Origin of the sequence: Flammeovirga aprica JL-4, assembly GCF_012844305.1 — a bacterium.
Lineage (GTDB): Bacteria > Bacteroidota > Bacteroidia > Cytophagales > Flammeovirgaceae > Flammeovirga > Flammeovirga aprica.
This window is the reverse complement of sequence record NZ_JABANE010000017.1, coordinates 17,954-32,274: the sequence shown is the minus strand read 5'-3', so window position 1 is coordinate 32,274 and position 14,321 is coordinate 17,954. Positions and strand designations below refer to the sequence as shown.

Below are 14,321 nucleotides of genomic sequence, written 5' to 3'. Positions count from 1 at the left end.
TGAGAATGTTCTACTTAGTACTAGGGCAGAAGAAAAGGGATAATTTTAGGTTAATATTTTTTATTCAAATCGAGGCAGATTTGCAGAGCATAGCCTTAGTTACGCGATAAAAATCTAACGAAGAGTAGAATAAAAAAGATAAGATAAAATGTCCGTTTACTTTTGTCCTGGTACTTACAATTAATTATGAATAAAATAGCGTGCTTTAAAACTGAAAGCACGACCTGGCTTTTGTTGATTCAGGTTGTCATAAACCTTTGTATCAAGAATATTAGAACACAACAAGGAAAGGTTATATTTCCCTTCTTTGAGCGTGTACGTAATGTCTATATTATGAGTGAGTTGACTAGGTATTTCTGTTTTCGTATTGCTATTCCCCAGTGTTGGCCATTTGTAATAAAAGTCATGGACATACCTAGAAGTTGTGGTCACTGTGAGTCTCTGATTTCTAGGTAACTGATGATTATAACTTAAAGTCAGATTGCCAAAAAGGTAAGGCTCATTGGGTACTCTATCTTCGTAAAAAGCAGAAGCTGGATCAGCATTTCTTAAATCCTGATAGGTTCCTGCAAACCCAATATTAAATTGCTCTTTAATGAGATAATTCAAAGAGAGGTCCACTCCTTTTGCGGTCACTTTTTTATCATTGACATAATGACTTCTGGTCATTCTCGATTCAAAACGGATATAATTGATGGTATTTCTTACAAAACCATTTACTTCCATCATTAGTCTACTTTGCTTTTTAGGGCTTGTACCAAACCTTACACCTACATTTAAGTTTTCACTCTCTTCGGGAAGAAGTTCTTGATTGGGAATGACATTCAGACCATCACCAAACAATTCATAAGACTCAGGAAATCGATATGCTTTTTCAAAAGAGGCTTTAATTTGAATTTTGTTTAACTTGAAAGTACTCGCAATACCATAACCATTTGCATCATCTTTATAGATGAAATCTTCTTTTGTGGTTCCGTCATGCGAAGATTCAATAGCAGATAGGTCATAAAAATATTTCTTTCCAAACACAATGGTATTCCATCTGTCGTCAAAAACTGAGTAAGTATAAGAGGCGGCCAATACTTGTTTTACAACATCATTTGGGTCTGCAAACTGCGTGTTATTTTGAGGCTGAAATTTATCTTCTCCTTTGATACTAAGGTTATTCAAAGAGTAATTGACTGCCACATTATGGTGATTACTAAGACTATATTCAGCATTGAAATTGCCAAGCAGGTTTTCCTGATAGAGGTAAAGATCTGATTTCCTTCCCATCTCACCTGTTGTAATATGGTAATCTTCTTGATAACCACCCAGCCAATTGTATTTGTGCGGACTGACATCAACTGTATTCGTTTTAGAGTCTACATACACAATGTAACTATTGGCATTTAACCCATCAAAAAATAGGTTTTTCTTATGATACGTAAGGTTATAAATTAGTTTTTCCTCTGTCATATATGCTTCTCCATTCGGGAATGCAGGAGTGCCATCAGCATAGGGATTTTGTTGCATCTCTTTATAATTATCCGAATACATTACCCCTACCATCAGCTCATCAGCAAACTTTTTCCCTACAAAACCTACTTCTCCCCATATCATTTTTGAAGTGTAGGCATCATGAAACCTTTGAACTTCGGTAGTTTCATCATCTAGTTTTCCTGTTTCCTCATTGATTAAATAAACATCTATGGGAAAGTTATTATCACTGTGGTTATAAAAAGACTTTATTCTAGCTGTAAATCCAGATGCATTATGATGAAATTGTGTATTGACTGATGCTCTGTGGGTATTGAAACTTCCATAAGAATAGGATGCATCAACGTAACTGATAGGCTTCTTGGAAGTGATAATATTTACTGCACCTCCCAATGCATCTGATGATAAGTGAATGGGTACAGCACCTTTATAAACTTCTATTCCCTCTATAAGATTAACAGGGAAATTGTTCAATGTTAGGGACGAACCAAAATAATCCATTGGAACCCCATCAATAAAAGTTCTGATTCTATTGCCTGATAAACCATTTAAAGACAAACTGAAATTGGACCCTAATCCTCCATCTTGTCTGATATTAACTCCTGAAATTCTTCCCAACAACTGGCTAGCATCTACAGTTGTGTTTTTAAAACTTTCCGTTTCGATCACCTCTACGGCGTAAGCTTCCTCCCTCAGTAAAGTCGCTTCTGACTTCCCAAGAATAGTCACTTGATCCAATCTTGTAGTGGACGATTGAAGCTTAATTTCTAACGGTTTTGATAAAGGATACTTGATGGTTTGCTCCTTTTTTTCGAAACCAATAAAAGAAACCTGAAGCGTATAATTTCCATTTTTTACATTTTGGAACTCAAAGTTTCCATCGACATCAGTAAGAGTGGTCTTTTTAACTTCTTTCAGATGCACTGTAGCGAAGGCAACACCTTCATTGTTTTCATCTATCAATTTTCCTGATAGGGTACTTTGAGCCAATGAGAGTGAAGTAAAAGAAATTAAGAATAGAAGTGAGATGATTGTTTTCATTATAGATTGAGACTTAAGCCTCTGATTGTTTGTGTTGAGCTCTATATTTATTAGGTGTAATTCCAATGCTGTTTTTAAAAGCATAAGAAAAATGTGATGCGTGTTGATAGCCTATCTTTTCTGAAATTATAGCAATAGGCAGTGTGGTAGAGACTAATAATACTTGTGCTTTTTGCATTCGTTTTCGATTCGCGAATTCAAAAATGGTCTCATTAAATATGGCCTTAAAATTCTTCTTCAAGTAAGACGCATTCATTCCTATCTGCTTTGACAGATCTGGTATAGAATACTGAAATTCAAGGTCATTGGTGATAATGTTTTTTACTTTATGAAGCTTTTCTTCTCTTTCATCCTGTACTTCTTCCACAGGAAATCTGACTTCATAAACTTCAGTGAGAAGTTCGTATATTTTAGCATTAATATAGAGGTACTCACTATCTCCTTTTTTATCATTTTCAATAATGTTCCAGAGTATGTTTTGAATTTTTTTATTCAATTCAAAAGTAGAAGAGACTGTTTTGGGGAAAATTTCTTTAAAGAGATTAGATGAATCAACAAAGCTTGATTGGAAGAAAGTGGCATCGAAAGAAAAGATCAAAAGTTCTGTATTATGACCTTTCGAAAGATGACATTCTAGTTTTCTTTGTTTTAAAATAATACCTTCCTCTACAGTGAGCGATTTATGGTTGAGTATAGAAAGTGCATTATCTTTTAGACTAAAAATCATATAATAATGATGTGCGTCTAATATAAAATCTAATGATTGATAGGTCTTTAGTTTTATAAACTGTAATTGATAATTTGAAAATGAAAATGTCTCCACTACTCCACTTGCGTCTGTAGTGTTCCATTTCCTCACCTTCTTCAATTTATTGTCATTATTGACGACAGAGACTTTAGTAAGTTCTTCTAAGTTTTTTGAGTAGGATAGTTCTGATATTTCAATTTTCTCCATGTTAGAGAGAGAGCATTTTGTTTTTGTAATTGATTTATTTACACCTCAAAACTATACTTATTTAGATTAATTTAAAATAACTCAAGCAATAAGTCAACTCAATATATAATTGTATTTATCAAAGTATAAATATTAAAATAGACTACATTTCAATAAGTTAAAATTGAATTATTTGAATTGAGACCGCTTACTCTTTAAATAATTTATACCCAAATTCGTAATTTTAATTTCCGAATCCGATACTTTTAGTCCTAAAACCTCGTCAATATTTGCAATGTTATTTATAACTATTCTAAATAACAAAAACTAAATTACATCTTAACTTTCCAACATAATGATGCCTTTATTAGCAAAGGAAAACAACCAGCAAAAAGCCAATGACTCTACTAAATTTTCATTTCTTTTCAACCAAGAGGAAGAAAATGTAATTAATTATAAAAAGGGAGTCATCTCGGCTACAAAAAGAATCTTCAAGTTTTTAAAAAGAAGAAAAAAACCGTTTAGTGGCATTCAACATGAAAAAATGAGAACCGTATTTGAACAAATCAACATCAACAAACAACCGCTTGATGAACAATTTGTGATGGACGAATTGGAAAGCATTTATCTGGATCATGCAGTGGCTTTCCATCTTCCGAAATATATAGCTCACCTCAACTGTCCGGTGGTAATTCCATCACTGATTGGTGAGCAGATCCTCTCTGCAGTCAACTCTTCATTAGACACCTATGATCAGAGTGCTGGGGGAACATTTATAGAACAAAAATTGATTGATTGGACAGGTAAACAAATTGGGTTTGAAACTCCTGATGGTGTGTTTACAAGTGGTGGTACACAATCCAATTTAATGGCTGTTTTATTAATGAGAGACGCTTTTTATCATAAAAGACAACAACATGATGTTACGATGAAAGGAGTTTCTCAGGCAAAAGGTCGATTGAAGGTCTTCTGTTCTGAATGCAGTCACTTCAGTATTAAAAAGAGTGCCGCACTTTTAGGTCTTGGTGAAGAAGCCGTGGTCAGCATTCCGGTTTCTGATCAATTTGTGATGGATACTGAAGCTCTAGAATCCGCTATTTTAAATGAATATATCAATGGCAATTGTCCTATTGGTGTGGTAGCGACTGCAGGTACTACAGATTATGGAAGTATTGATCCATTAAATAAAATAGCTACAATAGCACAACGCTATCAGATTTGGTTCCATGTAGATGCTGCTGTGGGTGGAGGTTTATTACTTTCAAACAAACACCAATACTTGTTAGCAGGTATAGAAAAATCAGATTCTGTCACTGTAGATTATCATAAAACTTATTTCCAAACGGTAAGTTGCAGTGGTTTTGTGGTGAAAGATCCAAATGCTCTGAATTTGATCAGTCACCACGCGGATTACCTCAACCCTAAAGATCATAAAGATGCAGGTGTACCGAATCAAGTAGACAAATCTCTTCAAACTACAAAAAGGTTTGATGCTTTAAAACTATGGATGACCTTCAGATTAATGGGCACTGAACAGCTTGGTTCTTATTATGATCAGACTTTAGAATTGACTAAAAAAGCGGCTACTATTATTCAAAATCATCATCAGTTTGAGTTATTGAATCCGCCTGCTTTACACTCTCTAGTCTTTAGATTTAAGCCTGAAAATATGAATGACAATCAGCTGAACAGCTTAAATATTCTTTTAAGAAAAAAGTTATTTGCTGATGGTGAAGCAGTCGTTGCAGGCACAAAATTCAAAGGAAATTATTACCTGAAGTTTACAATACTGAATCCAATCATGACGGAAGAGAATTTTGAAGAAATCCTTTCTATTCTCTCTCGTATTGGGCATCAAATAGTAGAAGAAGAAAAAAACATAGCATAACAAACGGACAAATGGACAACAAAATATATGATATCATTGGGATCGGAATTGGTCCTTTCAATCTTGGGTTAGCTTGTCTTACAGACCCTATTGAAGAACTGGATTGTTTATTTCTAGACAAATCAGAAAGGTTTAACTGGCACCCTGGCATGTTGATGGAAAATACTACTTTACAAATTCCATTTATGGCCGATTTGGTGACTTTAGCCGACCCTACCAGCCCCTACTCATTTCTGAATTATGCTAAGAAAATGGGACGTATGTATTCTTTCTATATCAAAGAAGATTTCTTACTCCTTAGAAATGAATACAATTTGTATTGTCAGTGGGTGGTACAACAATTGAATACCTTGAAGTTCTCCACGAATGTAGAGATGATATGCTACAATGAGGATGAACAAATCTTTTATATCACTTGTCTGACTACTGGAACCGATAAACCTTTGATTTACAAATGTAAAAAAGTGGTGTTGGGAACAGGAACTAATCCTCATGTTCCCGATGCTCTCAAAGGGGCTGGAGAAAATGCGATTCACTCTGCTTCTTACCGTTCTAAGAAAGCTTTCTTACAGCAAAAGAAAGCCATCACAGTGGTAGGAAGTGGACAAAGTGCGGCTGAAGTTTTCAGTGATTTATTGGAGGAAGTAGATACTTATGGCTACCAATTAAACTGGATTACGCGTTCACACAGATTCTTCCCAATGGAGTATACAAAGCTTACTTTGGAAATGACTTCTCCAGAATATGTTGATTATTTCTTTGAGCTTCCACTAGAAAAAAGAGAAGCTTTACTGCAAGAGCAGAAACACCTTTATAAAGGCATTAACTCTGATCTGATTAACAGTATTTTCGATACTATTTACGCTAAAAAATTAATGAATGATGTTGATATTAATCTTAGAACCAACTCAACCGTTACTGCTTCTCATGTAAAAGGGAACGAAATTCAATTGGAAGTTTTCCAAAATGAAGAAGAAAAATATTATAGGCATTCTACAGAAGCAGTAGTGATGGCTACAGGCTATCATTACCAACTTCCTTCTTTTATGGAAGGGCTTCTGAAGCATGTACAATGGGATGAAAAAGGAAGGTTGAGAGCCAACCGTAATTATACCATTGACAAAGAAGGAGATAACATTTTTGTTCAAAATGCGGAATTATATACGCATGGTTTTGTATCTCCAGATCTTGGTATGGGCAGTTACCGTAATTCCTACATCATCAAAGAAATTACGGGTAAAGAATACTACCCTATTGAGAAGAAAATTGCTTTCCAACAATTCAAAGTTTCTGAAAAAGAAGAAATTATGCAGTTGCACATTTAAAATTGGGAGAAGTTGGATAATTATTTTTTAGTCTAATCAAGGCAGAATAGAAGAGCATAGCTATAGTTACGTGATGATATTCTAACGCAGAGTAGGCTAAAAAAGAAAATCCAAAACTTCCGATTTTAATTGTACAACTGCTTATTTAAAGACGAAGTACTTGTATGAAAGTAAAAACAATATTAATGCTCATCACACTTGTTGCTGTGGTGAGCGATACTATGCTGCACCCCTTCTACCCTCAGTTTTTTGGGGAGCGGTTTGAAATATTTGATCCTTCACATGTCGGTTATTATTTAGCGGCATGCTGTCTTACTGTGATGATCGCCTTTCCATTTTGGGCAAAAGTGCAAAAGAATGCAGACCTTTTCTCACTTTTGATCTATACTCAATTGATTGCAGGTTTACTCTGTGTGAGTATTTATTGGGTCGATCATATTGCTCTTTTTTGGGGTATAGCACTTCTGATGATATTTTTCAAAGGAAGTTACTTATTGATTTACCCCTATATTATGCAATTGGATGAGGAAGACGAACATACTTCTTCTATCAGTATTCTATCCGTCATTGTTCACTTGGGTGCAATTTTGGGAGCCTTTATTGGTGGTGCAATTGTAGATTTCATTGATACCTACGTGGTTTTTTTCATTATGGCCGCTGGCGATTTCCTTCAACTTGGTGTGTGTTTCTATTTGAAATACAAGCGAAATGTGAAGTCTATTGTCCACGAGGAGGCAAGTACGCAACAGGGGTTCTTTCATATTAAAAAGCCTATTTTTATGGTGGGTGCAATCACCATGATGTTGTATTTCAGTACATTTTTAATCCGCCCTTTCTTTTCAGTGTATTGGGAAAGTATTTCTGAATTTGACAGCAAAGTTGTTTCCGGTTTTATGTATTCTCTTCCCGCTTTTGTTGGTTTGGTGGCACTATGGTACAATCATAAATTCAAATCGAAAAGAAGTAGTTTCAAACAGATTATTCCTGCTATTGCATTAGGTATTGTGGGTATTGCATTACAAGGTAGTATGATTGAAGGAGTAGTCATTCTTGGACGTTTAATTTATGGATGGGCAATCTTCCAATTGTACGTACAGTTTGATGTCATTGCTTTCACACTTTCCACACCATCAGAATACGCTACAGATTACAGCAGAATTCATTTAATGCAAAACTTTGGCGTACTGGTTTCATCGATGATCGCAGGTTACACTGTAGATTACTTTTCAATTCAAATGACATTCTGGATGTCAATTTCTGGTTTCTTAGTTACTGGAAGTATCTTCTTATTAGGGTTTAATGAATACATCAATAAGAAGGAATCTAAAACTGAGCTGACCACCGCAAATGCTTAATAAAAATGTTACAAGATATATTAGAAAAACCTTTCGGCACTGACTTCTGGTCAAAAAAGGCCGCTGAAAGTAGTTATAAAATAAACGAGGATTTATCATTTAAATTCGCTCCTTTTCAATTAAACAAAGACATCCCCACTTTACATCATTGGGTGAATCTTCCTTATGCTAAATACTGGCAACTGGGAAACAGTTCCGTGGAGACCGTTTATGATTCTTACAAAGAGATTTTAGATGGAAAGAACACCTGCGTGTTTTGGGGTGTTCTCAATGATAAGAAAGTATTTTTAGTAGAGTTTTATTATGCTCCTAAAGATAGAATGGGTAAACATTATGATGCACAAATTGGTGATTACGGTTTTCATATTCTTGCTGGTCCTAAAGAAACAGTGATCTCTCAGTTTACTACTCATATTTTCGTTTACCTGCTCACTTTCTTATTCCAACAAGAAGAAGTAGAAAGAGTAGTGGTAGAACCCGATGTCAATAACGATAAAATTCATGCTTTAAATAAAAGAGCTGGGTTTAAGTATGATAAAAAAATCGAGTTTGAAGAAAAAACAGCCTATCTCGCTTTTAATGATAGAGCACAATTTCAAGAAGCGTTACATCACATTCAACTTCCATAACCTATCATGAATACACTAACATTAGCCAATCACAAAGAAGCCATTGATCATCTAGAGGCTTCAACATGGCAAAAAGTCAATTTGAAGTATGTGAGCAAGGCCATCAGCGAATTTGCTCATGAAAAACTGATCAGCCCTGCACTTATTTCTGAAGATGAATTTTCTACTTATCAAATTCAAAGTACTGATCAGCAAGTCAGTTATATTTTCAGAGCAAAGGTCTTGCAATTAGATCACTGGTGGATCAAAGCAGATACCATTGTTAAGCAAGTCTATGGAAAGAAAGTAGACGTTTTCCTTTTAGATTTTATTCAGGAATTTAAAGATCAATTGGAAATCCCTGCCGATATGTTACCGACCTATTTGGAAGAGATTACCAATACGCTTTATTCTTTAAATTATAAATATTCAAACAACAATCTTAATGCACTTACTCTTGCTAATTCAAGTTTCCAGACAATAGAGGGTAATATGATTGAAGGACACCCTTGTTTTGTGGCCAACAGTGGGAGAATTGGCTTTACTGCTGAAGACTTCCTGCACTATTCCCCTGAGGCTTCAAAAGGGTTTCAATTATTGTGGTTAGCAGGACACCGTTCTGTGGCTACATTTACCTCTGTTGCTGGGCTGAATTATGAAGATTTGATGCATCAGGAAATGGGAAAAGCTCAATTTGAAATTTTCCAAAATGTACTCAAAGTAAGAGGTCTAGACCCAGAAGATTATGTTATTTTCCCAATGCACCCTTGGCAATGGCAAAGTAAATTGTCTACTATTTTTTCATCAGACATCACTAAAAAGAAATTAATCTTATTGGGCGAAGGTGCTGATACTTACCAACCTCAGCAATCTATCAGAACACTTTTCAATAAAAGTTATCCTGAAAAGTTTTATGTAAAAACGGCACTCTCTATTCAGAATATGGGATTTTTGCGTGGATTATCTCCTTACTATATGCAATCTACCCCTTCTATTACGGAGTGGATCAATGCTAAACTTCAAAAGGATGAATATTTGCAGAAATACGGTTTTGAGATGCTGGGCGAGGTAGCTACGCTTGGGTATAGAAATACTAATTTTGAATCGCTCGGAAGAACCAATGCCTACAATAAAATGCTGGCGGTGCTGTGGAGAGAATCTCCTGAAAAATATTTAAAAGAAGGACAGAAAGCTACTACTATGGCTTCCCTTCTACACATCACGCCAGAAGGTGACGCCTTACTTAAAGCTTACATTGAAACCTCTCAATTAACTCCTCAAGAATGGATGAGTTGTTATTTAAATGTTTATCTCAAACCACTTCTTCACTGTCTTTACCAACATGAAATTGCCTTTATGCCTCATGGTGAAAACCTTATTTTAAGGATGGAGAATAATGTTCCAGTTGGGGTATTTATGAAAGATATTACAGAAGAAGTGGTTCTATTTGAAGCAGAAGAGGGATTGCCTGAACCAGTTCAGCGATTAGTGGTAAAAACTACCGATGAGATAAAAGCTTTAAGTATCTTGACCGATGTTTTTGACTGTTTCTTCCGTTTTATCGGACAAATTGTAGAAGAGCATGATATTATGAAAGAAAATCAGTTCTGGGAATTAGTCAGCCACTGTATTTTATCTTACCAAGAAGAAAATAGACACCTTTCAGATAAATTTATTAAAAGTGATTTGTTCAGTGAGGACTTTATTCTTTCCTGTTTAAACCGTCTTCAACTTCAAAACAATAAACAAATGGTAGACCTCACTGACCCTGTCAACAGTCTTCAATTTATCGGTAGGATCGACAATCCTATTCATCAATTTCAACCCAATCTTGTATAAATTATGAGTTCGCAAAGATTACATTCACTTGACTTTTTTAGAGGTGTCAGTGTACTTTTTCTTATTCCTCTGCACTGTATGATGATGTACGCTTCGGCTGAAACCTGGAGCGATTCTAACTTGGGTTTTATCATGAAATGGATTGAAAGAGGAAGTCCTTCATTTATGGTAGCAATGGGTATTTCATTTGTCTTCTCCAAGCGTCAAAGTTTCAAGGCATTACTCATTAGAGGTTTTAAAATACTAGGTATTGGCTACCTTCTCAATACATTTAAATTTATTATCCCGATGCTCCTGGGTTTTTTCCCTAAAAATCTGATCGTTGCTCATGGATTAAACCCGGAGCATCTTGTGGATAATTCTATACATTTTTTCTTGCTTGGTGATATTCTACAATTAGCAGGTGTATCATTGATCATAATGAGTTTATGTGTCCCAATTTTCAAAAACAAATATGTTATTCTTGCCGCCGCATTGGGAATCATACTTTTCTCCCGAGCAGTAAGCGGTATCCGATTAGGAATTGATGGCGTTGATTATGTATTAGATTTACTTTGGGGTAATCAATACAACGTCTACTTTCCAATATTCCCTTGGATGGGTTTCATTTTGTTGGGCAGATTTGTGGGGGAACTCTATAAGGATGATAAAAGCAATATTCCTGCTTTCTATAAAAAGGTAGTTATACTGTCTATTTCAACAATGGTAATAGGTGCTTCACTTTGCTATTTTGATTATGAATATCATTTTGGAGATTACTATCACTTAGGCCCGGGTGGTATGCTGTTATTACTCGGTGTCAACACCTCATTTATTTATATTTCTCACCTTATTTCAAAAGCCATATTAAAGACTAACTTCTTTCAATTTCTGGTTTATGCAAGTAAGAACGTGACCCTAATCTATTTCCTTCAATGGGTGGTGATTGACTGGGGAATGGGTCTGTTCGGATTTGCTACAATGAATCAACAAGGTGTATTAATGATCATACCGATGTATTCGTTTTTCGTTTTCGCTTTATTGACCGCTATTCATAAAGTGATCAAAACCAAATCAACTCTTACTGAAAGTGTTGTTCCTCAGTAAGGGCAATTTCCTATAACTATAAAGAGTCATACCTAAAACCACCTTAATTTTTAAGGTGGTTTTTTAGATGAAATAGAGCCTAAAAATAACCTTCCTTCTGCTCTAAAGTATAATATGTTTTATCGTGTCTAGGATTATGTACTAACAAACACAACGCATTTTTCTCTCCGTAAAAACAAGCACTTTTGAAAGTACACTTATTTAATTTTTTATGGAAGATAGGCATTCCATCTTCTATTGTCGTCAAGATATCTTTATCCGATTTGATGGCAAAAACACTCACTTCAGAATTGGTCACAATCATAATTTCTGAAAGGTCATCAGAAAGGTGCACATCTGTCACTTCAGCAATTGGCAACTCTCCCACTTTTTCCAGGGTTCCTTTCTTCAACTTTGAAGAAACACTATAGATTTCGGTCTTTTCTTCACCATAGGTAAAAATAAAAAACTTCTTCATAGTAGGATGATACACCATTGCCTTGGCATCTTTTTTACTTTTGGGATAGGAGAAAGTCTTCATAGAAGGTACAGCAAACTGCTCACGGATTTCCCTTTCAGAAATAGAAAGCACCTGAATGTTTCTCCTTCTTTTTTTAGGATCTCCAATATCACCAATGTGCAACGTATTCTCATGGTTTGAGATACCCTGCCAACCCAAGGAAGTACTTCTGACAAATACTTTTTCCTTTGTCTTTCCAGTAGCTGGATTAATTAAAAACAAGTAAGGTTCATTGTCCGTTTTCGTCTGAACCCATAGTGACTTCAGATTTTTGGAATACACCATGCCTGTGATATTCTTTTTATGTAAGTCTAATTCTTGTTTGTGAATAGTCTTATAAGTTATTTTTTTCGGAACCTCATTCTGGTTTTCAATTGCTTTACATCCTAAGAAATTCAGTCCAAAAGAAATAGTGATAATAAAGTAAAGTGAATGTTTCAATTTAGTACGGTAGTAAGTAAGTATTATAGTATAGCCACAAATTTACCTGCTTTAATAAAGAGTTGTGAAACTCATAATCATACATTTAGAAAGATTAAGATAGATTGTGATTTAACAATAAATACAACTACCAAAGTGAGCTTTTTTAACATCGTATACTCCTGTTATACAAATCACGTTAACAGCATTATTCGCTTCTCAATTTTCAATAAAATAGGTCATTAATTACTATCTTTTAAACAAAAGAAGCATTATATTAAATTCTGCAAAATTTATGTCGGATATTTTGATTGTAACCCAAGTTATCTTTATTTTGCCTATAGATTCAGTAGAGTATTACTTTTCACCTGAATCTGTATTATCAATTAAGTTGTTTATTTAAAAATAGATACTAAGAAATGAGCGATTACAAATTCGAAACATTACAATTACATGCTGGTCAGGAAGTAGACCCAACAACTAATTCAAGAGCCGTACCTATTTATCAAACTACATCATATGTTTTTGATAACGCTGAACATGCTGCCAATCTTTTCGGTTTAAAAGAGTTTGGTAACATCTATACTCGTATCATGAACCCAACAACTGATGTTTTTGAAAAGAGAATGGCCGCTTTGGAAGGCGGTGTAGCTGCAGTAGCAACAGCTTCTGGTCAGTCTGCTCAATTCCTTGCCTTGACAAACATCATGGAAAATGGTGATAACTTTGTCTCTTCATCATTCCTGTACGGTGGTACTTATAACCAATTCAAAGTACAGTTCAAACGTCTTGGTATCGAAGCAAGATTTGCTGAAGGTGATACTCCTGAAGCATTTGAGGCCAAAATCGATGATAAAACAAAAGCGATTTACCTTGAGACGATCGGTAACCCAGAATTGAATATTCCCGATTTTGAGAAAATTGCCCAAATCGCAAAAGCAAATAAAATTCCATTGGTAGTAGACAACACTTTTGGTGCAGGCGGCTACTTATTCCAACCGCTTAAACATGGTGCCAACATTGTGACAGCATCAGCTACAAAATGGATTGGCGGTCATGGTACTTCTATCGGTGGTATCATCGTTGATGGTGGTAACTTCGACTGGGGTAATGGTAAATTCCCAATCTTCACAGAACCTTCAGAAGGTTATCATGGATTAAAATTCTGGGAAGTATTTGGAGAAGGCAACCCACTTGGTTTACCTAACATTGCTTTCGCTATCAGAGCAAGAGTAGAAGGCCTGCGTGATTATGGTCCTGCTATCAGCCCATTCAACTCTTTCCAATTGACACAAGGCTTAGAGACACTTTCTTTACGTATGGAAAGAATTGTGGCTAATGCTCAGACACTTGCAGAGAAGCTGGAAGCTCACGATTTAGTTGAAAAAGTAAACTACCCAGGTTTGAAATCAAGCAAATATTATGAGCTAGCACAAAAGTACTTGACAAACGGTGCAGGTGGTGTATTCAGTTTTGAAGTAAAAGGCGGTTATGAAGCAGCCAAAACTTTTGTTTCTTCATTAAACCTTGTTTCTCACTTAGCCAATGTTGGTGATGCTAAAACTTTAGCGATCCACCCTTCTTCTACTACTCACGAACAATTGAGTGCAGAAGAGCAAATTGCAAGTGGTGTTACACCGGGTATGGTCAGAATCTCTACAGGTTATGAGCATATTGATGATATTTTAGCAGATATCGAACAAGCATTGGAGAAAACACAAGTACCTGTTGCTTAGGTTTTAATCTAAAAATATTTATTATTGAAGCGCCTCATTTTTTATCAAAATGGGGCGTTTTGTATTTAACTCCCCCTTATAAATAGATTTTCTAAAAAAGAATTAGTTTCT

General features: G+C 35.3%; 10 protein-coding genes. 7 read left to right on the top strand and 3 right to left on the bottom strand.

Features of this window, described 5'->3' with window-relative positions; genetic code table 11:
• Window positions 1-180: 180 nt before the first annotated feature.
• Entirely contained in the window at window positions 181-2,520 is a 2,340-nt protein-coding gene (locus HHU12_RS08280) for a TonB-dependent receptor (RefSeq protein WP_169656270.1), read from the bottom strand.
• Between the two features lie 13 nt (window positions 2,521-2,533).
• Window positions 2,534-3,475, bottom strand: coding sequence for a helix-turn-helix domain-containing protein (locus tag HHU12_RS08275; RefSeq protein ID WP_169656269.1), 942 nt, complete (start codon window positions 3,473-3,475; stop codon window positions 2,534-2,536).
• A 334-nt stretch (window positions 3,476-3,809) separates the two neighbouring features.
• Between HHU12_RS08275 and HHU12_RS08270 the strand changes: the two genes are divergently transcribed.
• The 6 genes from HHU12_RS08270 (at window position 3,810) to HHU12_RS08245 (ending at window position 11,555) form a co-directional block, all read left to right on the top strand.
• Window positions 3,810-5,342, top strand: coding sequence for a pyridoxal phosphate-dependent decarboxylase family protein (locus HHU12_RS08270; RefSeq protein WP_169656268.1), 1,533 nt, complete (start codon window positions 3,810-3,812; stop codon window positions 5,340-5,342).
• 11 nt (window positions 5,343-5,353) lie between these two features.
• A complete protein-coding gene (locus tag HHU12_RS08265; protein WP_169656267.1) occupies window positions 5,354-6,667 on the top strand; it encodes a lysine N(6)-hydroxylase/L-ornithine N(5)-oxygenase family protein in 1,314 nt (437 codons plus the stop codon).
• A 164-nt stretch (window positions 6,668-6,831) separates the two neighbouring features.
• Window positions 6,832-8,022 (top strand): MFS transporter, encoded by a 1,191-nt coding sequence (locus HHU12_RS08260; RefSeq protein ID WP_169656266.1) that lies wholly within the window; start codon window positions 6,832-6,834, stop codon window positions 8,020-8,022.
• 5 nt (window positions 8,023-8,027) lie between these two features.
• A complete protein-coding gene (locus tag HHU12_RS08255; RefSeq protein ID WP_169656265.1) occupies window positions 8,028-8,651 on the top strand; it encodes a GNAT family N-acetyltransferase in 624 nt (207 codons plus the stop codon).
• Window positions 8,652-8,657: 6 nt separating this feature from the next.
• Window positions 8,658-10,469 carry an IucA/IucC family protein gene (locus HHU12_RS08250; RefSeq protein WP_169656264.1) on the top strand — a complete coding sequence of 604 codons (1,812 nt, stop codon included), beginning with the start codon at window positions 8,658-8,660 and terminating at the stop codon, window positions 10,467-10,469.
• Between the two features lie 3 nt (window positions 10,470-10,472).
• Window positions 10,473-11,555: a heparan-alpha-glucosaminide N-acetyltransferase domain-containing protein gene (locus HHU12_RS08245; protein ID WP_169656263.1), complete on the top strand. Its 1,083-nt coding sequence runs from the start codon at window positions 10,473-10,475 to the stop codon at window positions 11,553-11,555.
• A 79-nt stretch (window positions 11,556-11,634) separates the two neighbouring features.
• On the opposite strand, the gene HHU12_RS08240 is transcribed toward HHU12_RS08245, so the two are convergent.
• Complete coding sequence (locus tag HHU12_RS08240; RefSeq protein ID WP_169656262.1) at window positions 11,635-12,495, bottom strand: hypothetical protein; 861 nt, start codon at window positions 12,493-12,495, stop codon at window positions 11,635-11,637.
• A gap of 398 nt (window positions 12,496-12,893) precedes the next feature.
• Between HHU12_RS08240 and HHU12_RS08235 the strand changes: the two genes are divergently transcribed.
• Window positions 12,894-14,210: an O-acetylhomoserine aminocarboxypropyltransferase/cysteine synthase family protein gene (locus tag HHU12_RS08235; RefSeq protein ID WP_169656261.1), complete on the top strand. Its 1,317-nt coding sequence runs from the start codon at window positions 12,894-12,896 to the stop codon at window positions 14,208-14,210.
• Window positions 14,211-14,321: the final 111 nt, after the last annotated feature.

Bases quoted from the DNA above. Each gene is read 5' to 3' on its own strand.
- HHU12_RS08280 (WP_169656270.1), bottom strand. From the start codon at position 2,520: ATGAAAACAATCATCTCACTTCTATTCTTAATTTCTTTTACTTCACTC.
- HHU12_RS08275 (WP_169656269.1), bottom strand. From the start codon at position 3,475: ATGGAGAAAATTGAAATATCAGAACTATCCTACTCAAAAAACTTAGAA.
- HHU12_RS08270 (WP_169656268.1), top strand. From the start codon at position 3,810: ATGATGCCTTTATTAGCAAAGGAAAACAACCAGCAAAAAGCCAATGAC.
- HHU12_RS08265 (WP_169656267.1), top strand. From the start codon at position 5,354: ATGGACAACAAAATATATGATATCATTGGGATCGGAATTGGTCCTTTC.
- HHU12_RS08260 (WP_169656266.1), top strand. From the start codon at position 6,832: ATGAAAGTAAAAACAATATTAATGCTCATCACACTTGTTGCTGTGGTG.
- HHU12_RS08255 (WP_169656265.1), top strand. From the start codon at position 8,028: ATGTTACAAGATATATTAGAAAAACCTTTCGGCACTGACTTCTGGTCA.
- HHU12_RS08250 (WP_169656264.1), top strand. From the start codon at position 8,658: ATGAATACACTAACATTAGCCAATCACAAAGAAGCCATTGATCATCTA.
- HHU12_RS08245 (WP_169656263.1), top strand. From the start codon at position 10,473: ATGAGTTCGCAAAGATTACATTCACTTGACTTTTTTAGAGGTGTCAGT.
- HHU12_RS08235 (WP_169656261.1), top strand. From the start codon at position 12,894: ATGAGCGATTACAAATTCGAAACATTACAATTACATGCTGGTCAGGAA.